Here is a 22527-nt window from a genome sequence, read left to right on the forward strand (position 1 = left end):
AACCGCTGCCTCGTGCAGCGGTTTTTTATTTGTAATCTATACAAAAATGCCCGAGCCTTCTACAGGCTCGGGCATTATAACGTTATGGGGAAAAGACAAGCCATTACGTCAGTAAGTGACTTGAACGCCATTTACGCGATTGCTGGATAAAGTGACCGATTTTTTCTAAAACAGGTTCTATGCTTGTTTGATCATTCAGAACATCATAATCAGCAATATTCAGACGCAGCACAGGACAAGCATTGAAATTATCGATCCAGTTTTCATAACGCTTGAACATCTCTTCCCAGTACTCTACAGGAGTCTGCTGTTCCATCTCACGCCCTCGTTCTTTAATACGGCTTAAGATATCATCGAAAGACCCTTCTAAATAGATGAGTAGATCAGGATGAGGAAAGTAAGGAGTCATGACCATAGCATCGAATAAATTAGTGTACGTATTATAATCTATTTCAGACATCGTTCCTTTTTCATAATGCATACGCGCAAAAATACCCGTATCCTCATAGATGGAGCGGTCTTGTATAAATCCACCACCGTATTCGAAGATTTTCTTCTGTTCCTTGAATCGTTCAGCAAGGAAATATATTTGTAAGTGGAAGCTCCAGCGCTCAAAATCGTTATAAAATTTATCAAGGTAAGGATTGGTTTCGACTTTTTCGAAGGAAGTCCTGAATTTGAGAGCATCAGCTAATGCATTGGTCATTGTAGACTTCCCTACCCCGACCGTCCCTGCAATAGTAATGACACTATCATGTGGAATTCCGTAGCGTTCACGTGCGTTCATTTAAAACTTCTCCTTTATTCAAGTGATTCTCTACCTGTTCGACAATATAGAGGAGATCATCTTGATGCTTTACAAAGTCCAGCTTGTCTCCGTTCAATCGAATGACCGGAACGTCAGGGTGTGTTTCTTCAAAATGATTCATATAGTCCTCATAATCCTGAGAAAGCTGCTTTAAATAGGATGGCTGGATATTCACTTCGACATCCCGATTCCTCAGTCTGATCCTCTCCAGCAGAGTTTCTAAGCTGGCATCCAGGTAAATGACCATATTGGGCTTTGGCATATCGTGTGATAATATTTCAAAGATCTGAGTATATTTCAGGAACTTTTCTTCTCGTAAAGTACGCTGGGCAAAAATCATATTTTTAAAGATATGATAATCGGCAACTACAGGCTTCCCAAGCTTCAGGTAATCCCTATCAATGTCTTCCAGCTGCTTCACACGGTTGCATAGGAAGAACATTTCCGTTTGGAAGCTCCATTCATCTATATTTTCATAAAACTTGCCTAAAAATGGATTCTCCTCAACGATTTCCTTCAGTAAATGAAAATCAAACTGGGAGGCGAGCTTTTTAGACAGAGACGTTTTACCAACCCCGATAGGGCCTTCAACGGCTATGAAAGGTAATTGTCCCATCTTTTCTCCTCCTTATATCAGGTGAAAACAAAATTCGATACGTTCTGACAGACAAGTACCATTTTACCATAGTGAGATGGAGGAAGTAATACGTTTATCTCCATTTTAAAATAAATTCCTTTTCAATCAGCTCGTATTTTTGTATAATATGATTCACGTGCCCCCGTAGCTCAGGGGATAGAGCATCGGTTTCCTAAACCGTGTGCCGCAGGTTCGAATCCTGCCGGGGGCGTTTATATTAACAATTCTACTGCTTTAACTTTAGCGAAAGTAAAGGCTGAGTTTAAACGGTGGAGAACGTTACGAAAACACCTCTTCCGTTCTTGTGATCACAAGTACGGAAGAGGTGTTTTTTAATGCAGTATTTCTCTATCTAATCCTCATTTTTCTTTTTTTTCTTCCTTCATTTCTTCGATAAGTACAGAAATCTGCTGCAATTCCTGCCACGACAGGTCTTCATAACGATTCAACTGACCTTTTATGAAAGTTACCGCCGGGTGACTGGATTTATTTTCTTTTACAAAAAACGTGGTAATCGAACCAGTCAGCATCCCGATTAACCCGATTCCTACGAGCATCAAAATAACTGCGATCAGCCGGCCGAGAGATGTTTCAGGGGAAATGTCACCATACCCTACCGTCGTTGTTGTTACAATTGACCACCACACTCCATCTGAGAAAGTGTCGATTCGAGGCTCGACCATTTTCACAACAATTGCAGAACCAAAGATGAGCAGAAATGATACAGTAAGCACGCGGTCAAGACCATTCGTATGTAAAATGGAAAAAGCGGACCTCAGGTAACGTTTCGAGAAAGGCAGAAATTTAATGATCTTTATTAAACGAGCTATTCTTGCGAGCTGGAATGTACTATCTAAAGGTATAGCTGCAATGAAGTCGAAAGGATTATGTTTTATGTAGTGCAGTTTATGGTCTGCTTTAGCGATTCGTATGAGGACGTCCAGTAAAAAAATGATCCAAATGAAACGATCGATAAACTGAAGAACCGGATGGTCCGTCCATATAAATAATACGGAAGCCAAAGCTAAGAGAATCAGGAATGTCTCATAAAAAACAGCCAGCTTAGGACGTTTTGAGAAGTTAGGCATATCAATCTCCTTATCATATTTTGAAAAAAAGTGTTGTTTGCTGCACACACACCACGCAACTCAAGTACATATTATAAAGGATAAGACAGGTTCTTCAGACGAGTGAGATTAGTCTTTTAGAAGCTGTCTTTATTTTTTAGAGAGGTGAGACCTGTGGAGAATGACATTATGCAACAGGTATTGCTCTTTGCCACCATACTCTGTCCTTTTGTTACAGGAAGTGTAGAAGTCATGAAGCGTACAATCAACTTACCGAAAAATTACTTGCCCTTGATCAGTGCAGGAACGGGATTAGTGATTGGAGCATTAGCTTATCCACTGACGGATATGGATTTGGCCCTGCGTTTATGGGCTGGAGCTGGTGCAGGGTTGTCGGGTACTGGGTTATTTGAAGTCATGAATCGCAGTCAAGGATTCACGAAGCGTTCAAAGAACGGTTCAGATTGTGGTTCGGATAAGAACGACCTTGATCAATGAAAGATTGAATCTAAGCCCATTTGCTCGGACCAACAGCTGATGAGGTTGTTGGCCTCTTTTTTCTGTACATAACAGTTATAAAATTTACTCATTTCTTATGATTCCCCATATTTTCATAAGCTTCTGCACATCTTCTTCATTTGCGTTCGGCAGTTCTTTATACCATTTCTGTAATTCAGGATCACGGAATAAATGATTTGACTCTAATGCAGAGGAAGAAGGAATGGGCTGAATGTTTTTCCCCATTAACCAATCAATTGAAACCTCGTACAGACTGGATAAGGCCGTAAACATCTTCGTATCAGGCTCTCTGTAATTTCTCTCATACCCCGATAAACGAGAGTTTGAGATCTGCAACACCCCGCACACGTATGTTTGGGACCATCCTTTGTTTTCCCTGGCTTGCTTGAGACGCTCGCCTAAAGACCCCACAGAATTCCCCCTTTCGTTTCTCTTGTTTATAAAAAGTATACATTATTTTTTCGCGAAATGCGAAATTTATTACGCGATATGTTTAATTTTTATTGACTTATCTCTGTCTGAATTTTATAATCAACTTATTAATTGCGCGATACGCGTAAAAAGTCAGGGGATGAATGATGGAATATTTAATCGCATTGGATGATGGACATGGGATGAGTACCGCGGGAAAAAGGACACCGTACATTTCGAGTTTAAACAGGTTCATTAAAGAAAATGAATTTAACAGGAAAGTAGTCAATAATTTAGAAGAAGAGTTGAATCGAAGCGGTTTAAAGACAGTTCTTGTCGCTCCTGGTGACGAGGATACTCCGCTCTCCACGAGAGTAAGCCGTGCGAATCAAGCGAAAGCCGATGCCTATATTTCTGTTCATTATAATGCATATGACGGCAGTTTCAGCAGCCCCGCCCCTTCTGGAATTGAACTGTTCGTCTATCCCGGTCATCTGAACAGAGAAGCAGGAAGGCTGGCTGAAAGTATTGGGAATCACCTGAAAAAGGGGACAAGTCAACATTATCGAGGAATCAAAGAAGCTGATTTTCAAGTTTTGCGGACAACGTCCATGCCGGCTGTATTAACTGAGAATGGATTTATGGATAATCTGGATGAAGCGCTCTATATGATCAAACCTGAATTTCAGAAAGAAGTGGCGAGGGAGCATGCTCAAGGGATTTGTGATTTCTTCCGCGTGCCATATGTCAGCGATTCCGCGAAACGTAAACCATCATATGTAGGACGGAGAGTAGAATCCATTTATGATGGGCGTTTACGATTCTATCACCACCCTTCCTGGTCGGACCGGTCGCTCGCCGGCTATTTAGAAAAAGGGTACGGATTTCCTGTGATCCTTTCAAAACTATCCGTAGATGGTTACTTTCAATATGAAGTAGAGAATTCAAAAGGTGCTCGTTATTATGTGACCGCTAGTAATAAATATGTAAGGGTCGTCAATTAGTCGGAATATGCCTGCTTATCCTTACTTGAATAAGGATCTTGGCCGAATTCAGGCGTAGTATAAAAAACAGGTGATGGAATAGACATCGTCAATTCATTATTTTCATTAAACTCATCTTTGTCTTCATTGTAAAAACGGTCGGCTATGAACAAGTAAGCCAGGAGGCCGCCTAATATCGCTATACAGATGAGGACGACCAACAGAAACCATTTTAAGACTTTTTTCATAAACGTTTTATCCATTTGAAAAACTCCCAGCTTCGAATCATTTTTTTCTGATCAACCACTTGATATTTTCTTCAATTTTCACAGAATCATTCAAAATGCTTCAGGCGGGAGGCTTTTTAATTTTCCTTCTCGAATGGATAGGATACGATCCCCTAACTTTTTAGCCTCCTGCTTATCGTGAGTGACTAGAAGGATGGGGATCTTCCATTCTTTTTTCAGTCGGTTCAGATGGTGGTAACATTCATTTTTCGTTTCTTCATCAAGGGATGAAAAAGGTTCATCTAAAAGCAAAACACCGGGCTTAGTCGCAAGCGCCCGGGCTAAGGCAACCCTTTGTTTTTCTCCACCCGAAATTTGTCGAGGATATTTATCAGCTAAATGATGGATCCGCAGCAGGTTCAGCAATTGCTGCGTGACTAGTGAGTCATAAGCTCCGTACTCGATATTTTTACGAACCGTCATGTGGGGGAAGAGGGCATAGTCTTGAAATACATACCCTACTTGTCTTTTTTGGATCGGTAATTTATTTTTTTTGCTTTTAAATAATATTGTATCATCCAGGCTGATCTCACCTGTGTCTGGGTCAGTTAGTCCGGCGATACAATTAAGGATTGTCGTTTTCCCGGAACCGGACGGCCCGAACAAAATGACGGTCTCACTTTTTATTTGAAAGGCAGCCTGTAACTGAAAATGGGATAATTTCTTTTGTATGGATACAAAAAGCATGTAAAGCCCCCTTATTTCTCTGACTGGAATCGTAGTATATTTTTCTTACTCCACCAGTTCAGCCAGAGGATAGAACTGAATCCGAGCGCTAAAATAATGAAAACCCACAACCTGGCCGCTTCCATATTTCCGGATTCGACTGCAAAGTAAATAGCTAAAGGGATGGTGTCTGTCTGCCCCGGGATATAGCCGGCAAGCATTAATGTTGCTCCGAATTCACCTAAAGCCCGGGCGAAGGTTAACACTAAACCAGCTAGCAACCCGGGCCATGCGAGAGGAAATGAGATGGTAAAAAATACTTTCCATTTAGAAGCTCCCATCGTCAGGGCTGCCTGTTCAATTTGAGGATCGTAATTCGCGAACGATGCTGAAGCGCTCTGATACATAAGAGGGAAGGAAACTGCAATGGCGGCAATGACAGCACCTAACCAGGAAAAAACGATTTGAATACCAAACCATTCAATCAATAACTTTCCGATCGGCCCGTTATTTCCGAACAAATAGAGCAAAAGGAAACCTACGACAGTAGGTGGGAGCACCATCGGTAGTAAAACAAGCGATTCCACGATACTTTTCCCGGGAAATAATTTCCTGGAAATGAGTCGTGCTAAAGGTACGGCGGTTAAGAACACAATCAACGTAGCAATTCCCGCGGTTTGTAATGACAGGGTCAAGGGAGAAAAGTTCATAATTACCTTCCAATCGTTTTATTTCGAGCTGAATCCGTATTTTTTGAGAATGCTCTGTGCTTTGTCCGCTTCAATAAATTCAATGAATTCTTTTGATGTATTGGTTTCGGTAGTTTGGTTGGTCACTGCGGCAGGATAGACTACAGGGTCATGTGTTTCTTCATCTATCTCGGCTATCACTTTTACGTCATCGTCATCTGATATCATGGCGTCACTTACATATACAAGTCCATAGGAAGCATTGTGCGATGCAACATAAGCCACTACTTGTTTGACGTCACTTGCGTAAACAAATTGTTCTAAGTATTTATCCCATTGATTAGCAGCTTGCAAGGATTGCTTCGAGTACATGCCGATCGGTGCACTTTCGGGATCCCCTAAAGCGAATGTTTCATTTTCTTCGAGCTGCAGCTGTTCCAGTGATGTGATATCTGCGGGAGAATCGCTTGGAGCGATAAGTACCAGGGAATTGTGAGTAATGTCTTTAACAGAGTCTTTTCGTAAATGTCCTTCTTTACGTAATCGTTCCACCCAGTGTTCGTTGGCTGACATGAAGACATCTACCGGGGCTCCCTGCTGGATTTGCTGGGCTAACTTACCGGAACTTCCTGTATTGACGGTAACCGTTACATCCTCGTGATCACTTTCAAATTCATCGACAATTTCTTCCATCGCTTCAGTGAGGCTGGAAGCAGCGGAAATAGTCAGTTCTATGTCGCGGCTTTCTTCGTTTGTACAGCCGGTTATAAATAATAAGCTGAAACAAAAAGCAATCATCTTCGTATACATATGTACAATCTCCTAATCTCTCTATTTACTTAGATTATACGTATGTCGTTATTTTAAGTAAAATAGAAGAACAGGCAAGCTTAATGAAAGGGAGGACTTCCGAGTGAAATTACAAATTATCATCTGCCTTATTCTTGCCTTCCTGTTAACCCAGTCTCCCATTATCGGTAAATATTTTGCTATGATTAATACGATGATCCACGAAACGGGTCACTCGTTGACCGCCTTGTTGACAGGCGGAGAAGTGAGAAACATCTCTCTATTTCCGAACACTTCGGGTGTGACGATGACCGGTCATTCTTCTTGGCTGAGTCATTTCCTTACGAGTTTATCGGGATACATTTTCTCCTCGTTCGTTGGTTTTTTATTTTTTTATTTGATCGTAAAAGGCCATTACAAATGGATGGTTTACATCTTGCTTGGAATTTTAATTATTAACGTACTGTTCTGGGTGAGAAACATCTATGGAGTGTTCTGGCTGATTACCTTCGGAGCTGGTTTTATCTGGCTCTTAAAAACAGGAAACCAGGCCGTCATCCAATATGTGCTTGTATTTATAGCTTCCTTAGTCATGATTGAAGCGGTGACAAGTGCGTTTGAAATCATGTGGTTAAGCATTTTTTCTCCTGGACAGGCGGGGGATGCTGCTAATTTAGCAAGGGCTGTTGTTTTTATACCGGCTCCATTATGGGGAATGTTGTTCTTTGGACAATCTTTATACTTTGCCTGGCTGGCTTTAAAAAGGGTGTTTATATTGTCATGATTTTTCTGACCGTCTGCATTTATGAGACGGGGTTTGGGTAATCTTTTTAAAAAACTCCGCTATAGCCCTTACCTTATGATTCTTTACACATAAATTAGTAAAGAAGTAAGGAGAGGGGGTATTCTAATGAGCGGAGGATACGGTGGCGGATTTGCCCTGTTGGTAGTATTGTTCATTCTTCTAGTAATCATCGGCGCTGCATACGCAGGCGGCGGTTACGGCTATTAATTCTTAAATAAAGAAGCGGGGATCATTCCCCGCTTCTTTTTATTTTTTGGCTGCCCCGAACACTCTTCCTATTATTAAAGATTTAATTTCGAGACATAATGGGAATCCAGGGACGAAAGCTGAGCCTCCTCGAACGGGATCACACTTGTCCCGCTAGTTTCACCGTTTCCTTCCGCTCCTTGCTTAATAAGTATCTCGAAACCAAATCAACAACGACATTTACCATAGCCTATTTTTAAAATACTCCGCAGCAGTTTGGTGACCTGTATATAGGGTATAGAAATAATAATTGAAGATGAGGTTGATGGGGGAATTATAATGGATTTAAAAGAAAAGTTAATCAGTCAAGGATACGATCGTATTGATATTTTTTTGATTGATGAAGAAAAGAACCAGGAAACGATTGCTGATATTACTCTTCATAAGGTGACAGATTTGGAATACAAGCTTTATTTGGAACCCGATTCGATCGCTTATGAATTGGACGAGGAGAACCCGTATTTCACGGCTGATCAGAAAACGGAAAATGGGGGTTATAAGGAAATCAAAGGATTCATATTAGAATGGTAAACCCTCATGAATAATAAGAAAAAAGAAAAGGAGATCAGGTATCTCCTTTTCTTTTTTTACGTTCTTTTCGATCTGCAAAACCCCCGACGATCAACAAAGCTCCTGAGGTTATAAGCAAAGCAGCAATCATTGCATTTTCCACTACAAAATACAGAATGATAGCTGCGATTATATTAGCCAAGCCTACAAAGCTCAGTATAATAAACATCTGATTTTCTTTATTCAAAAATGGTCACCTCACATCTATTTCTTTCATTATAACGAAAAGAGACGCGTATTGGAATGAGCATGTTCCCTTGTTTAATAAAAGGTAAATGGTGGAATGAGTGGCAATAGATTAATTAGAGGAGGATGTTTTATGCAAACCCATAAACTCTATATAAATGGTGAATATACAGAATCAAACGGAAACGAATGGATAGATATCATTAATCCCGCAACGGAAGAGGTCATTTCTAAAACCCCGAAAGCTACAACAGAAGATGTGGACCGTGCGGTAGAAGCAGCTTCGCAGGCTCAAAAAGGCTGGGAGCTGACGCCTAATATCGAAAGAGGGAAAATCGTACGTGCGCTTGGTGATCGAATCGAGGAAAACCGTGCGACCTTTATTGACCTTCTTCAAGAGGAACAGGGAAAAGATTACGAATTAGCGAGTGGGGAAGTCGATTTAGCGATTGATTATTTCCGTTATATGTCGGAATGGGCTCGTCGCATTGAAGGAGAAATTGTTCCGAGTGATCGCCCGAATGAGAACATTTTTATTTATAAAAAACCAATAGGTGTCGTGGCAGGTATTGTGCCGTGGAACTTCCCGGTATTCATTCTGGCACGTAAGGTAGCAACAGCTCTCGTCACAGGATGCACGATCGTCCTTAAACCAAGTCAGCAAACACCGAATACCGCTATTGAATTTACTAAAATCATAGATAGTATGGAAGAAGTGCCAAAAGGTGTCTACAACCTGATTACAGGAACAGGCTCTGAGATTGGAAATGCCCTGGCTAAGCACGAGAAAGTGCATATGATTACGATGACTGGAAGTGTACCTGCAGGAACAAAAGTGATGGAAGCAGCCGCTCAGAACATTACGAAGGTTAACCTGGAACTCGGAGGAAAGGCGCCGGCTATCGTTACGGCTAATGCTGATTTAGACGTGGCTGCCGAAAGTATTCAAACTTCTCGTCTCGCTAATAACGGACAGGCTTGTACGAATGCCGAGCGTGTATACGTTCATGAGAGTGTGGCAGAAGAATTAATTGAGAAACTTAAACAATCGTTTGAAGACCTTACGCTCGGTGATCCCCGAGAAAATAAAGAGGCGGATGTTGGTCCGCTCGTAAGTGAAGATCGTCTTGAAAGTGTCGAAGGAATGGTGAAAGAAGCGGTAGGAGCAGGAGCTAATGTCGTTTGCGGCGGTGAACGCGGCGATGTCGACAAAGGTTTCTTCTACAAGCCTACCATTCTGACCAATGTCGATCATGAATCAACCATTATGCAGGAAGAAATCTTTGGGCCTGTCATCCCGATTACTACTTTTAAAACTATTGATGAAGCGATTGAAAAAGGGAACGATACCGACTTCGGTCTTTCTTCATCTGTTTATACGGAAGATATAAACGAAGCTATGCGTATCGTCAATGAACTGAAATTCGGAGAGACTTTTGTTAACCGCGAAAACTTCGAAGCTGTACAAGGGTATCATGCTGGAATGCGCAAGTCTGGACTGGGTGGTACAGATGGGAAACATGGAATGGAAGACTTCCTTGAAACACAAGTTGTATATATGCAATATAAAAATGATAAGCAATAATGAAACAAAACAAGCGATCCTCTTCAAATGAGGATCGCTTGTTTATCTATTATCGATTTTTTCAGGATAAAGGTCGTGGTTCATTAAACGGTGGGACGCCATATCTTCGTATTTGGAATTCGGTTTTCCGTAGTTGCAGTAAGGGTCTATCGATATACCGCCTCTCGGAGTGAATTTCCCCCATACTTCAATGTAGCGCGGATTCATCAGTTCAATAAGGTCGTTCATGATCGTATTGACGCTGTCTTCGTGAAAATCTCCGTGATTACGGAAGCTGAATAAATAAAGCTTCAAAGACTTGCTCTCTACCATCTTCACGTCAGGTATATAGCTAATATAAATCGTCGCGAAATCCGGCTGTCCTGTCTTAGGGCAAAGGGTCGTAAATTCGGGACAATTGAATTTTACGAAATAGTCGCGGTTCGGATGCTGATTATCAAACGTTTCCAAAACACCAGGATTATATTCAAAGGAATATTCATTCTTTTGATTTCCAAGCAGTGTCAAATCGGTTAGTTGTTCATCTTTTCGTCCTGTCAAGAATATCCTCCTCTTTTTGTATGAAATACAGTCATCCTCTAAGGGCTGTTGTCACCCTTTTTAAAGGAGGACGATGAATGCTCAGCTTCAGATCACAATCCTTTTAATTATATGAATCCCTATTCTATAAGTCAATCAGGGATGGGTATAGAACAAATTATGTAAAATTTTGACCGTTTCCCTTTAAAAATGGATGACTTTCCACTAAAATAGTAATTAATTCACAAAATTTTTAGACAAATCATAAGAAGACAGCTCTGTTTAAACATGCAAAAAAAGACAGAGCTTTTTTCAAGGGAAGAAAGAAACCGTTTACAAAATTCATTCTATGAGGTGATACTATGGACATGCAACCAATCAAAGCAAGATCAGGAAATCACAACTTAGAAAATTACGAGCAAACGTACAACAACTTTAAATGGGATGAAACAAAGAAGAATTTCAGTTGGAGTGAAACCGGCAAAATCAATATCGCTTATGAAACTATAGATAAGCATGCTGAAGACCCTGCGACAAAAGATAAAGCGGCCTTGATTTATTCTTCCCCTGATCGTGAAGAAACCTTGAGTTTCGATCAATTAAAGAGAAAGAGTAATCAATTTGCTAACGTGCTGAAAAAGCATGATATAGAAAAAGGGGACCGTGTTTTCTTATTTATGCACCGGAGCCCTGAGTTTTACGCTGCTTTCCTTGGAATCTTGAAAACCGGCGCCATTGCGGGACCTTTGTTTGAGGCGTTTATGGAGCAGGCTGTAAGAGACCGTCTGGAAGATAGTGAAGCGAAAATGCTCATTACGACACCTGATTTATTAGAGCGAGTGCCCCAAAGTGAACTTCCAAACTTGGAAAAAATCATTCTGGTAGGAGACTCAGGATCGGACGAATACATCAGTTTTGAAAAAGAAATGGAAGAAGCTTCAGAAGAATTCGATTTAGAATGGGTCGAATTGGAGGATGGCATGCTTCTTCATTATACGTCAGGTTCCACTGGTAAACCGAAAGGGGTTTATCATGTTCATAATGCTATGATCCAGCATTATCAGACAGGAAAGTGGGTGCTCGATCTTAAAGACGACGATGTGTATTGGTGTACGGCTGACCCTGGCTGGGTGACGGGTACAAGCTATGGGATATTCGCTCCATGGCTGAACGGCGTAACGAATGTTGTTCGCGGCGGCCGCTTCAGCCCTGATGATTGGTATGGGACGATCGCTGAAAAAAATGTGAGTGTCTGGTATTCTGCGCCAACCGCTTTCCGTAAGCTGCTAAGCGCCGGGGAAGACGCGGCTCAAAAGCATGATCTTTCTTCGCTTCGACATATTTTAAGTGTCGGCGAGCCGTTGAACCCTGAAGTCATTACGTGGGGGCTGAAAGCATTCGATTTAAGAATTCACGATACGTGGTGGATGACGGAAACAGGAGCAATGCTCATTTGTAATTATCCATCGGTCGATATGCGTCCTGGTTCAATGGGTAAACCATTCCCGGGAATTGAAGCGGCAATCGTGGATAATGAAGGGAATGAACTTCCTGCCAATCAAATGGGGAACCTGGCAATTAAAGAAGGGTGGCCTTCTATGATGCGTGCCGTATGGAACAACCCAGGAAAATATGAAAGTTATTTCATCAATGGCTGGTACGTTTCAGGTGACAGTGCCTATAAAGATGAAGATGGGTATTTCTGGTTCCAGGGGCGTCTTGATGATGTGATCAACACATCTGGAGAAAGAGTCGGTCCTTTTGAGGTAGAAAGTAAATTAATTGAACACGAAGCTGTGGCGGAAGCCGGCGTTATCGGAAAACCGGACCCTGAAAGAGGAGAAATCATTAAAGCTTTCATTACGCTTAGAGATGGATATAGCGAGTCCGATGAATTGCTTGAAGATATTCGTCAGTTCGTGAAAAATGGATTAAGTGCTCACGCCGCACCTCGTGAAATTGAAATTAAAGATACGATTCCTAAAACACGTAGTGGTAAAATCATGCGTCGTCTATTGAAGTCCTGGGAACTTGGGCTGCCAACAGGAGACACATCTACATTGGAAGAATAATTCTATCGAAGCACACAGTTGGTAACTGTGTGCTTCTCTTTGTCTAATGATGTTCCACGTGGAACATTATTGTAATAGGAGAGAGAAAAAGGTAAAAAATAGGGATTATCCGAAAGTATTTCTATTGTTTTGGCATATTCACGAGTCGATTCGGGAAATAACAAGGTAGAAGTCTTGAGAACCCGTTTTGGAGGCTCTTACTAGCTTTGTGTATGACTTTTATGTCCCCGCTTGTGAAGGGGTTTTTTTATTTTAAAATAAGGCTGTTGTTTTTATAAGAGGGAGAAGAGCGTGACTAATAAACGGACCTTCTTGCGATTGTGAGAATAATGCAAACATCTGACGCGGTGATTCATATGAAAAACCCCTTTTTAAATGAGAACTTTTATGAGCGGAGGATAACGTTGCCCTCTGATAGCGATACATGAGTTAGTTACGAAAAAATTATAGATGGATTGTGAAGGAAGTGATGGAATTGTCAAAGCATGTGTATGATGTCATCGGCATTGGAATCGGACCTTATAACCTCGGTTTAGCCGCGTTATTAGACCAAACTGAATTATCTGGTGCTTTTTTCGATGGGGCTTCACATTTTGAATGGCATCCAGGAATGTTAATTGAAAAAATGGATTTACAGGTGCCTTTTCTGGCAGACGCAGCAACATTTGCAGATCCTAAAAGCCCTTATACGTTTATGAATTACTTATATGAAAATGATCGCATGTTTCCTTTTTTCTTTCATCAGGCTTTTAAAGTGCCGCGTCAGGAATATAATGATTATCTGCAATGGATAGTCAGGCAGCTTGATAACCTTTATTTTGACCAGCAGATCATTGACGTGATCGATCATAAAGAGGCTGGCGAACCTCATTATGAAGTCATTGCTTTAAAAAAGGAAACAGGTCGTAAGGAAAGCTTTTTTGCTAAAAATGTTGTCCTTGGAACAGGAAGTGAACCGATTATCTTAGATGGGATGGATGGACATCCACCCGAAGACGTCTTGCACACGAGCCGGTATACTTATGAAAAAGATAACCTTCTCGATTCCAAGCATGTCACAGTGGTCGGGTCGGGCCAAAGTGCGTTGGAGATCTTTTTAGACTTAATGGAAGAGCAGAGACGAAGTGATATGAAATTGACGCTTCTTTCTCGGACGGGCGGATTGTTCCAACTCGATCAAGCGAAATTCGCTCAGGAATTTTTCACTCCGGAATATGTCGACTACTTTCATTCCCTTACGTTTGACCAGCGCCAGAAAAACCTGGAAACACTGGGAGCCCTACGAAATGGGATTGATCCTGATACGTTGACGAGACTTTATACTCAGCTTTATCACAAAACAGCAGGTGGTGAGGAGAGCAGAGTGTTCATCAATCCGATGACAGAGGTTAAATCCATTGAAAAGCAAGGAGCTGGTTATCTTCTTCACTGCGAGCAGTGGCAGGAGGAAATCGAGTTCTCCTATTCTACTGATAAAGTCATATTAGCAACAGGGTACAAGCCTCATATTCCCCAATGGTTTTTTGATCGTTTTCAAGAGGAAATCGAATGGGAAGATGAGAAAAAATATCAGGTGACGCGAGATTATCAGCTGGTGTTTAAAGATGATAGAGAGCATCGCTTTTTCACTCTGACGGACCTTGTCCATTCTCATGGTGCCGGGGCCACCAATCTTGGCTTATCTGTACACCGGAACGTTCATATCATCAATACGATAGCTGGGAAACAAATTTATAAGAATCAACAGCAGACGGCTTTTCAAACGTTCTCTATGAAAGATCATATGCAGTGATAATATCCATTTTCTTGAATAATTACGTTTTATTGCTGGGGTATGGGGGAACATAACTTCTGTGACTTCGTATATTAAAACATTCAAGGAGTGGTAAAGATATGAGTAAGATTGCATGCGTCATGACGTCATTGTTTGAAGATGTAGAATACACTCAGCCTGTAGATGCTTTTTCTAAACAAGGCCATGAGGTGACTACTATTGAATGGAAAGCAGGAACAGAAGTAACTGGTAAACAAGGACAAACAACCGTAACGATTGATTCTTCCATCAACGATGTTAAAGCGGAGGATTTTGATGCATTGTTTATACCTGGTGGTTTCTCTCCAGACCAGCTTCGCGGGGACGAAAAGTTCGTGAAGTTTGCGAAGCATTTCATGGATGAGAAAAAGCCTGTATTTGCAATTTGCCACGGTCCTCAGCTGCTTATCACAGCGAAAGCTTTAGAAGGACGCTCAGCGACTGGTTTTAAATCCATTGCTGTAGATATGGAGTATGCAGGTGTCGATTTCAAAGACCAGGAAGTTGTGGTCTGTGGAAACCAGCTCGTTACGAGCCGTCAGCCTGATGACATCCCTGCATTCAATGAAGAAGCTAATAAACTTCTAAGCTAGGGAATAAACTTATGGGAATGAGGTAAAACCGTTAAGGATATTGCTCCTTAGCGGTTTTATTTTTTCTGTTTGTCGTATAGAGTCTGTTCGTAGAATAAATTATAATAGGGATACGTATGTTAAAAAGATGGGGGTGAGAGAAATGATTGTGAACGAACGTAAAGATCATTTCTTAATGATTGCACAACACGATCATGCCTTAGTGTCAGGGGAAATCGTCCTGCATTGGAAACGCAAATTCTTATTGCGTTCCAAACTTAGGGAGGAAGCTGATTGGGCGGTGTCTCAACACGATCGAGCCTGGATCGCGCTTGATGAGGAGCCTGTTTGGAATGAAGAAAAGCAGCGACCGTATTCTTTTATTGATTATCCTTTAAAGGAAAAGCTGGAAGCTTATCAGCAAGGCATTGAAGAGGTTGCGGAGCGGTCGTCCTATGCCGCTATATTATGCAGTGAGCATTATCAATCCTTCTTTTCCAAGGACAGCCGTGACCCGCTGATCATGAAGTTTCTCGCAGACGAAGAAAAACGGGTGCAGCAGCTTCACCAGTTCATGAAAATGGAAGTTCCATCAGATATTTATCAGCTCCATTTTGATCGATTGCAATTTGGTGATGATCTGTCGCTCTATATTTGTATGCAGGAGCCAGGCGTTTCAAAGGATGAGGAAAATTCCTGGTTCAAGGACGGGTTCAGACAGCAGTTCGATATAGCTCCGGATGGAGTGATGCCTCATTGGATTGATGAAAGTCATGTATCCCTCGATCCATTTCCTTTTGAACGCTCGTTTGAAGTCCGCGTACCTTATCGAATCGTCACTAAGCAAGCCGTTGAAGAGAAAGGATTAGCAGCCGCTTATCATGAAGCGGATGTTAAAGAACGTCAGGTGACCTTCATACATTCTTCATAAAAAAATACAGCTGCCTTGACCTGTACCCTTGATGGTTATGAATTTTATCCATCGGGGTACAGGTTTCAGGCGCTGTTTTTTTATGTCTAGACATTTTTTGAAATATTAAAATTGCTATTCAATAACTCCCAATTCTGAGGGAAAGACAGGCCGAGCTTCCAATAACTGATCCCTTTTAATCCCAACTCTTTGATCAGATCAAATTTTTCCTGGATCGACCGGGCATCTTCAAACCAAACTTCATGATCATTTCCTTCGGCGTCTGTATAAGTGAAAAAAGGAGCCTGAGCTTCTTCATCGTATTCAATCGGCACATTATTTTCTCGAGCGATCTGAATAGCCCGCTGTGGACTGATGGCTTTTGCGAACTCCCCTCCAGGTTCATAAGGAAGTGTCCAGTCGTAGCCGTATAAATTTTGACCGAGCAGGATTTTGTCCGCAGGCATCTCCGTCAACGCATAGTCGACGACCTCTCTGACAGAATTTATAGGAGATACGGCCATAGGCGGGCCCCCGCTGTAGCCCCACTCATACGTCATTAAAACGACAAAGTCGACAATTTCCCCGTGCGCTTTATAGTCGTGTGCTTCATACCAGGCACCGACCTGATCGGCGCTTATTTTTGGTGCAAGCGCTGTTGAAATCAATAACCCTTCTGCAGCAAGACGCTGTTTCGCTTTTCTAAGAAATTGATTATAGTTTTCCTTTAATTCTGGAGGTAAAAATTCAAGGTCGAAGTGGATGTCCTTGAAGCCGACGGATTGGGCAGTTTGTATGATATTATCAAGAAGCGTATCCTGAAGCTGTTCATTGGTTAAAATAGTGCGGCCGAGCTCATCACTGAACCCTTCATCCGTCAGATTGGTCACGACCATCATGAGTGCCGCATCATTGGCCTCTGCGATAGCAGGGAAATTGTCCAGCGGCGGCGCTTCCAAGGAACCGTCTTCCTGTATCCGGTAGCTGAATGGTGCCAAATACGTCAATAATGCTGATCTGCTTTCTGCAGCATTGACTAAATTCTCGGAAACCTCTCCCCCGAACGGCTCAATATAAGCATTCGATGTGGTATCGGTTTTCGGTTTTTGTGGGATATATAGACGGAATCCTACTGGCAGAGTAGATCCAGGCTGAAGCTGATTGACTTGAATAAGTTCATCGACGGTCGTATTAAAAAGCTGAGCGATTTCAAATAAGCTGTCTCCTGGCTGCACAAAATAAAACTCGCCGTCAATTGGAATTACAAGTGCCTGGCCAATGACTAAATTTCCCGGTGTTTCTAACTCATTCGCTTCAATAATCTGATTAGGTACGGCTTCATATAGACCGGCAATGGAAAATACCGACTCACCTTCAGAGACGACGTGAATTTGCATAACAAGCACTCCTTCCTCAACTATAATGAATATATGAAACAACTTGGTTCAATTATACGGATCATTTATAAAAGGAGAGATTTTTTTGAATAAGGACGATCATTATATGGGTCTGGCTTTAGAAGAGGCCCATCGTGCGCAGAGTATTGGAGAAGTACCGATCGGAGCAGTGATTATACATAATGATGAAGTGATTGCATCAGCCTATAATGAAAGGGAAACGTCTCAGCGGTCCTCCTCACACGCGGAATTGATAGCGATTGAACAAGCAAATCAAGCATTAGGAAGCTGGAGGCTCGAGGACTGCACGTTGTATGTAACGCTTGAGCCTTGTCCTATGTGTGCGGGAGCTATCGTTCAATCGAGAATACCTCGCGTCGTGTTCGGGGCTTTCGATCCTAAAGCGGGCTGCGCCGGGACTCTTATGAATCTATTACAGGAAGAAAGATTCAACCATCAGTCAGAAGTGGAAAGCGGCGTATTAGGAAAAGAGTGCGGAGAGCTATTAACTTCATTTTTCAAAGGATTACGGGAAAGTAGAAAGAGAAATAAAAATGGAAACAATTAAGCCTTCGAAATCATTGCAATTTTAAACAAAACTCGCTATACTAGGAAATACCGTGCTAAGCGGGGAGGTAGCGGTGCCCTGTACTCGCAATCCGCTATAGCGAGGCCGAATCCCCACTCCAGGTGGTTCGTTTTCAAGGTCTGCCTCATGAGAGTGGTGTTGACACCCAGGTCCCGCGCAACGAGAACCAGTGAACCCTGTCAGATCCGGAAGGAAGCAGCAGTAAGCTGATCATCTTGTGTGCCGCGGGGTCGCCTGGGTCGAGCCATAAACATGAGTAACGCTTGGGATCGAGCCATCGAAAGTGGGTGCACGGTATACATATACGCACACAAAGAGCCGTTATGAGATTTTTCATAGCGGTTCTTTTTTTAATGTAAGGATTTTTCAATTTGCAATCTTAAGGCCGTTTCTTAAGGTTCACATCCAATCCTTAATTCAGTTATAATATAAAAGAGACTAAAAAGGGAGAGCGGTTGAATGAGTTATCAGGCACTGTATCGAGTTTGGCGCCCCAGGAACTTCGAAGACGTAGTTGGACAAACTCATATTACTCGTACATTGCAGAATGCAATTGAGCAGGGTAAATTTTCTCATGCTTATTTATTTTCCGGACCGCGTGGTACGGGAAAAACAAGTGCAGCGAAAATTTTTGCTAAAGCGGTGAACTGTGAAAAGGCCCCGATCAAGGAGCCGTGTAACGAGTGTTCGGCATGTCTTGGGATTCAGGATGGATCGATCTCTGATGTCATTGAAATCGACGCCGCTTCTAATAACGGGGTCGAGCAAATTCGTGAAATCAGAGATAAAGTAAAATATGCTCCAAGCGCTGTCTCTTATAAGGTTTACATCATAGACGAAGTGCACATGCTTTCTATGGGAGCTTTCAACGCTCTCCTGAAAACATTAGAAGAGCCGCCAAAGCACGTCATTTTCATTTTGGCTACGACGGAACCGCATAAAATTCCGCTTACGATTATTTCCCGTTGTCAGCGTTTCGATTTTAAAAGGATTACCCAGCAATCGATGGTCGAACGTATGGAAAGAATCACACATGCCGAAGAAATCACGATAGGCCGTGAAGCTCTGGAAATCGTAGCGCTGTCTGCAGAAGGCGGCATGCGTGATGCACTCAGCTTATTGGACCAGGCCGTGTCTTACAGTGAAGATGAAGTCAACGTGGAAGATGTATTAGCTGTAACGGGTTCTGTATCTCAGGCGAAACTTTCTGAGGTCATTCATGCTCTGAACGACAAGCAGGTGAATGAAGCGCTTGGTGCGGTGGATGATTTAATCCAGAGTGGAAAAGATCCAGGCCGCTTCGTATTTGATTTAATTTATTACTTGCGCGATATTTTGTTATATCAAAGTGCCCCTGACTTAAAGCATAATTTAGAGAGGGCGATTCCAGATGAGTCTTTTGAGGCTCTTTCAGGAAGTTTGTCAGCAGGATGGATCCAGCAGACGATTCGTGAACTGAATCAATGTCAGCAGGAAATGAAATGGACGACAAGCCCGAAGGTTTTTATCGAAATTTCCATCTTGAATATTGTCGACCACCAGCCGGCTGCAGAAGCCGGTATGGATTCGGAAGCCGTCAGTAAGCTTACACAAAAACTTGATAAACTGGAGAAAGAATTAGCTGAATTGAAAGCTAATCCCCCAGCTGGAGGTCAAGCTCCAGCTCAAGCGGCACAGCCTCAGAAGCGCAGTCCTGCAAGATCGAATAGAAACGGTTATAATGTACCATATGACCGGATTCGGATTGTATTGAGTGAAGCTTCTAAGGAAGAATTGAAACAAGTGCAGGCCCAGTGGCCCGCTTTTATGGAGCGGCTCAAACAAACGAACGCCCCGGCTCATGCTACTTTATTGAACAGCAGACCGAGTGCGGCTTCATCAAAAGCCCTGATTCTAGCGTTCCGGTATGACATTCACTGTTCTCTGGCGTTAGAGCACCAGAAAACGATTGAACCTCTGCTTACAGAGTTCACAGGGAAACCATTGAACCTCATTCCGATTCCAGTAGAAAAGTGGAAGGAATTGCGTGAAGAATATGTACGCAAGCAAAAAAATGATGGTGATGGGGAAGGAAGCCAATCATCGGCTGAAGATGGGGAAGAGGAAGAAGACCCCCTTATTTCTGAAGCAAGGAAATTAGCTGGTGATGATCTTATAGAGATTCAAGACTAAAGGTAAACAATAAAAGGAGGAGTTTTATTATGCGTGGCGGAGGAAACATGAACAATATGATGAAACAAATGCAGAAAATGCAGAAGAAAATGATGAAGGCTCAAGAGGAACTTCACGAAGAAACTTTTGAAGCGGCAGCCGGCGGCGGAATGGTTAAGGTTACAGCTAATGGTAAGAAAGAGATTACAGATGTAGAAATTAATGAAGAAGTTGTCGATCCTGATGATATTGAAATGCTTCAAGATTTAATTATTACGGCTATGAACGATGTCATTAAACAAGTTGATGATAAAACGAACGATACTATGGGAGAATTCACGAAGGGTATGCCTGGAGGAATGTTTTAGGAGGAGTTTTCATGTACTACCCAGAACCGATATCAAAACTGATTGACAGTTTTACAAAGCTGCCAGGGATCGGCCCTAAGACGGCTGTCCGCCTGGCTTTTTTTGTCCTTGAAATGGAAGATGATGATGTTCTCGATTTTGGGAAGGCGCTCGTTAATGCAAAAAGGGAACTAACGCATTGTTCTACGTGCGGCCACATTACAGATCAGGATCCATGCTCCATCTGTCAGGATGAAAGCCGTGATCAAAAAGTGATCTGTGTAGTCCAGGACCCTAAAGACGTAATCGCTATGGAAAAAATGAAGGAATTCACCGGTAAATATCATGTCCTTCATGGAGCTATCTCTCCAATGGATGGAATTGGACCTGAGGATATCAATGTTCCAAGTCTCATCAACCGTCTGAAAGATGAAGGTGTGGAAGAATTGATTTTAGCTACCAATCCGAATATCGAGGGAGAAGCTACGGCTATGTATATTTCACGATTAGTGAAGCCGTCCGGGATACGCATGACAAGGATTGCCCACGGACTGCCTGTTGGCGGGGACTTAGAATATGCAGATGAAGTCACTTTATCTAAAGCTCTTGAAGGAAGAAGAGATTTATAATTTCAATCGGCAGGCTAAGGGAGCTTTTTCCGTGTTTCTTCCTATATGTACAACAATGTGGTCGTACTTACCGCTATTGGGGAAAAGGGTGGATGGATCGTGTTAACGAAGAAAAAAGCCAAAAAGAAAGCTATGGATCAGCAGCTCTTAGCTGACATCAAACGAATGAAGCACGAGTGGGAAACGTTAGAAAATATTATTGAACACAGTATCGAGCCGAGTGAAGAAGGTATACTGGATGTATCTCTAGCCAAAGCTAAATATTTTTATCTATTGAGAGAAGCAAGGCACAGAAAAGTGAACGCTCTTTCATAAGCAAAAGGAATAACTCTCTGGAGAAAGGCATAACTTGTACTAAGAAATGCTATTTACCCAGGGGGTTTTTTAATGGATCCGGTGCTCGTCATTCTTTTGATAGGTCTCGCCATTCCTATATTGCTCATTGTAGGAATGCCTGCTTCACCCATTAAGTGGTTGGGACAGGCTTTAATGAGAGTTGTCATTGCAGTCATTCTATTATTCTTCGTAAATCTATTTGGTGCTCAGTTTGGACTTCATATTCCTATCAATGGCTTTACGGCGATCGCTTCTGCGGTCCTGGGGATCCCTGGAGTTCTATCTCTTGTCGCTATTCATCTATGGGTCTTATAAAAACGAGTGGAGTGATCAAAACTCTGCTCGTTTTTTATTTGCCCTTGTTTTATTTTAGAGGGGCGAGGAAAGTAAAAGTCTCATCGATCTTATGTTGAGATCCTGTTAAGCGCCAGCCTGAAGAAGCTCACCGTCCGCCCAACCGGACTTTTAAGAACTATCTTTAGTCACAGAAACGGACTGAATATATTGAAACTGAGTCTTCAGGATAAGGGGTCTTATCAACTCAGAAATGAAATGCAACAGATCCTTTTTTAAAAGTTTCATAGTTTTTTATTAAAAAGGGTTGCGTATATTTTTCACGCATGGTATATTATTTCTTGTCGCGTTAAAAGCGCGTCAGCAGCTAACACAAATTAGCAAAATATCATTTAAAAAAAGTTGTTGACTTAAATAACTATAAATGATATATTTATTAAGTCGCTGTTTTGAAGCGGCAAACAACATTTGATCTTTGAAAACTGAACGAACCAACCAGTACGTCAAGTCTTCTTTCTACTAAAGAAGGAAGTAAAACAAGCACATTCGGTGTGCAAATGAGCAAGTCAAACTAACTTTTATGGAGAGTTTGATCCTGGCTCAGGACGAACGCTGGCGGCGTGCCTAATACATGCAAGTCGAGCGCAGGA

The 22527-nt window shown here is 42.0% G+C and carries 27 protein-coding genes, 1 tRNA gene, 1 rRNA gene and 1 other RNA gene; 19 read left to right on the forward strand and 11 right to left on the reverse strand.

Annotated elements, in window-relative coordinates; genetic code table 11:
* Positions 1 to 103 precede the first annotated feature (103 nt).
* Positions 104 to 787, reverse strand: coding sequence for a deoxynucleoside kinase (locus tag O2Q26_RS09605; RefSeq protein ID WP_253936229.1), 684 nt, complete (start codon positions 785 to 787; stop codon positions 104 to 106).
* A complete protein-coding gene (locus O2Q26_RS09610) occupies positions 774 to 1424 on the reverse strand; it encodes a deoxynucleoside kinase (RefSeq protein WP_289215689.1) in 651 nt (216 codons plus the stop codon). Before O2Q26_RS09610 ends, O2Q26_RS09605 begins: the two co-directional genes overlap by 14 nt.
* A gap of 159 nt (positions 1425 to 1583) precedes the next feature.
* Between O2Q26_RS09610 and O2Q26_RS09615 the strand changes: the two genes are divergently transcribed.
* Positions 1584 to 1656, forward strand: a tRNA-Arg gene (locus tag O2Q26_RS09615).
* Positions 1657 to 1804: 148 nt separating this feature from the next.
* Here the strand turns inward: O2Q26_RS09615 and O2Q26_RS09620 are convergent.
* Entirely contained in the window at positions 1805 to 2533 is a 729-nt protein-coding gene (locus O2Q26_RS09620; RefSeq protein WP_289215690.1) for a potassium channel family protein, read from the reverse strand.
* Positions 2534 to 2701: 168 nt separating this feature from the next.
* Here O2Q26_RS09620 and O2Q26_RS09625 point away from each other — a divergent pair, with 168 nt between their 5' ends.
* On the forward strand, positions 2702 to 3010 hold the full coding sequence (locus O2Q26_RS09625) for a holin (protein WP_253936232.1): 309 nt from the start codon (positions 2702 to 2704) through the stop codon (positions 3008 to 3010).
* Positions 3011 to 3094: 84 nt separating this feature from the next.
* Here the strand turns inward: O2Q26_RS09625 and O2Q26_RS09630 are convergent, their stop codons facing one another.
* Positions 3095 to 3442 carry a helix-turn-helix domain-containing protein gene (locus O2Q26_RS09630; protein ID WP_289215691.1) on the reverse strand — a complete coding sequence of 116 codons (348 nt, stop codon included), beginning with the start codon at positions 3440 to 3442 and terminating at the stop codon, positions 3095 to 3097.
* Positions 3443 to 3609: 167 nt separating this feature from the next.
* Between O2Q26_RS09630 and O2Q26_RS09635 the strand changes: the two genes are divergently transcribed.
* A complete protein-coding gene (locus O2Q26_RS09635) occupies positions 3610 to 4446 on the forward strand; it encodes an N-acetylmuramoyl-L-alanine amidase family protein (RefSeq protein WP_289215692.1) in 837 nt (278 codons plus the stop codon).
* On the opposite strand, the gene O2Q26_RS09640 is transcribed toward O2Q26_RS09635, so the two are convergent.
* The 4 genes from O2Q26_RS09640 to modA form a co-directional block, all read right to left on the reverse strand.
* A complete protein-coding gene (locus O2Q26_RS09640) occupies positions 4443 to 4688 on the reverse strand; it encodes a hypothetical protein (RefSeq protein WP_289215693.1) in 246 nt (81 codons plus the stop codon). The genes O2Q26_RS09635 and O2Q26_RS09640 overlap by 4 nt on opposite strands.
* A gap of 75 nt (positions 4689 to 4763) precedes the next feature.
* Positions 4764 to 5399, reverse strand: coding sequence for an ATP-binding cassette domain-containing protein (locus tag O2Q26_RS09645; RefSeq protein ID WP_289215694.1), 636 nt, complete (start codon positions 5397 to 5399; stop codon positions 4764 to 4766).
* Between the two features lie 11 nt (positions 5400 to 5410).
* Positions 5411 to 6088: a molybdate ABC transporter permease subunit gene (gene modB / locus O2Q26_RS09650; RefSeq protein ID WP_289215695.1), complete on the reverse strand. Its 678-nt coding sequence runs from the start codon at positions 6086 to 6088 to the stop codon at positions 5411 to 5413.
* A gap of 18 nt (positions 6089 to 6106) precedes the next feature.
* On the reverse strand, positions 6107 to 6877 hold the full coding sequence (gene modA / locus O2Q26_RS09655; RefSeq protein ID WP_289215696.1) for a molybdate ABC transporter substrate-binding protein: 771 nt from the start codon (positions 6875 to 6877) through the stop codon (positions 6107 to 6109).
* Positions 6878 to 6980: 103 nt separating this feature from the next.
* Here modA and O2Q26_RS09660 point away from each other — a divergent pair, with 103 nt between their 5' ends.
* The 3 genes from O2Q26_RS09660 to O2Q26_RS09670 all read left to right on the forward strand — a co-directional run bounded on the left by O2Q26_RS09660 (position 6981) and on the right by O2Q26_RS09670 (position 8438).
* Entirely contained in the window at positions 6981 to 7640 is a 660-nt protein-coding gene (locus tag O2Q26_RS09660) for a M50 family metallopeptidase (RefSeq protein WP_289215697.1), read from the forward strand.
* A gap of 126 nt (positions 7641 to 7766) precedes the next feature.
* Entirely contained in the window at positions 7767 to 7868 is a 102-nt protein-coding gene (locus O2Q26_RS09665; protein ID WP_253936240.1) for a YjcZ family sporulation protein, read from the forward strand.
* Positions 7869 to 8186: 318 nt separating this feature from the next.
* The gene (locus tag O2Q26_RS09670) at positions 8187 to 8438 is read left to right on the forward strand and encodes a hypothetical protein (RefSeq protein ID WP_289215698.1); all 252 of its coding nucleotides are present in this window, start codon (positions 8187 to 8189) and stop codon (positions 8436 to 8438) included.
* A 34-nt stretch (positions 8439 to 8472) separates the two neighbouring features.
* Here the strand turns inward: O2Q26_RS09670 and O2Q26_RS09675 are convergent, their stop codons facing one another.
* Positions 8473 to 8664 (reverse strand): hypothetical protein, encoded by a 192-nt coding sequence (locus tag O2Q26_RS09675; RefSeq protein ID WP_289215699.1) that lies wholly within the window; start codon positions 8662 to 8664, stop codon positions 8473 to 8475.
* Positions 8665 to 8796: 132 nt separating this feature from the next.
* Between O2Q26_RS09675 and aldA the strand changes: the two genes are divergently transcribed.
* The gene (gene aldA, locus O2Q26_RS09680) at positions 8797 to 10248 is read left to right on the forward strand and encodes an aldehyde dehydrogenase (protein ID WP_289215700.1); all 1452 of its coding nucleotides are present in this window, start codon (positions 8797 to 8799) and stop codon (positions 10246 to 10248) included.
* A 42-nt stretch (positions 10249 to 10290) separates the two neighbouring features.
* Here the strand turns inward: aldA and queF are convergent, their stop codons facing one another.
* Positions 10291 to 10788, reverse strand: a complete 498-nt coding sequence (gene queF, locus O2Q26_RS09685; RefSeq protein WP_253936244.1) for a preQ(1) synthase — start codon at positions 10786 to 10788, stop codon at positions 10291 to 10293.
* A gap of 341 nt (positions 10789 to 11129) precedes the next feature.
* Here queF and acsA point away from each other — a divergent pair, with 341 nt between their 5' ends.
* From acsA to O2Q26_RS09705, 4 genes are all read left to right on the forward strand, one after another.
* On the forward strand, positions 11130 to 12839 hold the full coding sequence (acsA, locus tag O2Q26_RS09690) for an acetate--CoA ligase (protein ID WP_289215701.1): 1710 nt from the start codon (positions 11130 to 11132) through the stop codon (positions 12837 to 12839).
* A gap of 475 nt (positions 12840 to 13314) precedes the next feature.
* Complete coding sequence (locus O2Q26_RS09695) at positions 13315 to 14631, forward strand: lysine N(6)-hydroxylase/L-ornithine N(5)-oxygenase family protein (RefSeq protein ID WP_289215702.1); 1317 nt, start codon at positions 13315 to 13317, stop codon at positions 14629 to 14631.
* A 101-nt stretch (positions 14632 to 14732) separates the two neighbouring features.
* Entirely contained in the window at positions 14733 to 15245 is a 513-nt protein-coding gene (locus O2Q26_RS09700) for a type 1 glutamine amidotransferase domain-containing protein (protein ID WP_289215703.1), read from the forward strand.
* 142 nt (positions 15246 to 15387) lie between these two features.
* On the forward strand, positions 15388 to 16155 hold the full coding sequence (locus tag O2Q26_RS09705) for a DUF3891 family protein (RefSeq protein WP_289215704.1): 768 nt from the start codon (positions 15388 to 15390) through the stop codon (positions 16153 to 16155).
* 86 nt (positions 16156 to 16241) lie between these two features.
* On the opposite strand, the gene O2Q26_RS09710 is transcribed toward O2Q26_RS09705, so the two are convergent.
* Positions 16242 to 17531 (reverse strand): glycoside hydrolase family 18 protein, encoded by a 1290-nt coding sequence (locus O2Q26_RS09710; protein ID WP_289215705.1) that lies wholly within the window; start codon positions 17529 to 17531, stop codon positions 16242 to 16244.
* Between the two features lie 85 nt (positions 17532 to 17616).
* Here O2Q26_RS09710 and tadA point away from each other — a divergent pair, with 85 nt between their 5' ends.
* From tadA to O2Q26_RS09750, 8 genes are all read left to right on the forward strand, one after another.
* Positions 17617 to 18099, forward strand: coding sequence for a tRNA adenosine(34) deaminase TadA (tadA, locus tag O2Q26_RS09715; protein ID WP_289215706.1), 483 nt, complete (start codon positions 17617 to 17619; stop codon positions 18097 to 18099).
* Between the two features lie 50 nt (positions 18100 to 18149).
* Positions 18150 to 18415: signal recognition particle sRNA large type (gene ffs, locus O2Q26_RS09720), an RNA gene on the forward strand.
* Positions 18416 to 18579: 164 nt separating this feature from the next.
* A complete protein-coding gene (gene dnaX, locus O2Q26_RS09725) occupies positions 18580 to 20292 on the forward strand; it encodes a DNA polymerase III subunit gamma/tau (protein WP_289215707.1) in 1713 nt (570 codons plus the stop codon).
* A gap of 29 nt (positions 20293 to 20321) precedes the next feature.
* Positions 20322 to 20639 carry a YbaB/EbfC family nucleoid-associated protein gene (locus O2Q26_RS09730; protein ID WP_253936252.1) on the forward strand — a complete coding sequence of 106 codons (318 nt, stop codon included), beginning with the start codon at positions 20322 to 20324 and terminating at the stop codon, positions 20637 to 20639.
* Positions 20640 to 20650: 11 nt separating this feature from the next.
* Positions 20651 to 21247, forward strand: coding sequence for a recombination mediator RecR (gene recR, locus O2Q26_RS09735; RefSeq protein ID WP_253936253.1), 597 nt, complete (start codon positions 20651 to 20653; stop codon positions 21245 to 21247).
* Between the two features lie 99 nt (positions 21248 to 21346).
* A complete protein-coding gene (locus tag O2Q26_RS09740) occupies positions 21347 to 21562 on the forward strand; it encodes a YaaL family protein (RefSeq protein WP_289215708.1) in 216 nt (71 codons plus the stop codon).
* A gap of 72 nt (positions 21563 to 21634) precedes the next feature.
* Positions 21635 to 21898, forward strand: a complete 264-nt coding sequence (locus O2Q26_RS09745; protein WP_253936255.1) for a pro-sigmaK processing inhibitor BofA family protein — start codon at positions 21635 to 21637, stop codon at positions 21896 to 21898.
* A 556-nt stretch (positions 21899 to 22454) separates the two neighbouring features.
* Positions 22455 to 22527 (forward strand): 16S ribosomal RNA (locus O2Q26_RS09750); the annotation flags it as partial.

Origin of the sequence: Halobacillus campisalis (assembly GCF_030345335.1) — a bacterium.
GTDB lineage: Bacteria > Bacillota > Bacilli > Bacillales > Halobacillaceae > Halobacillus_A > Halobacillus_A campisalis.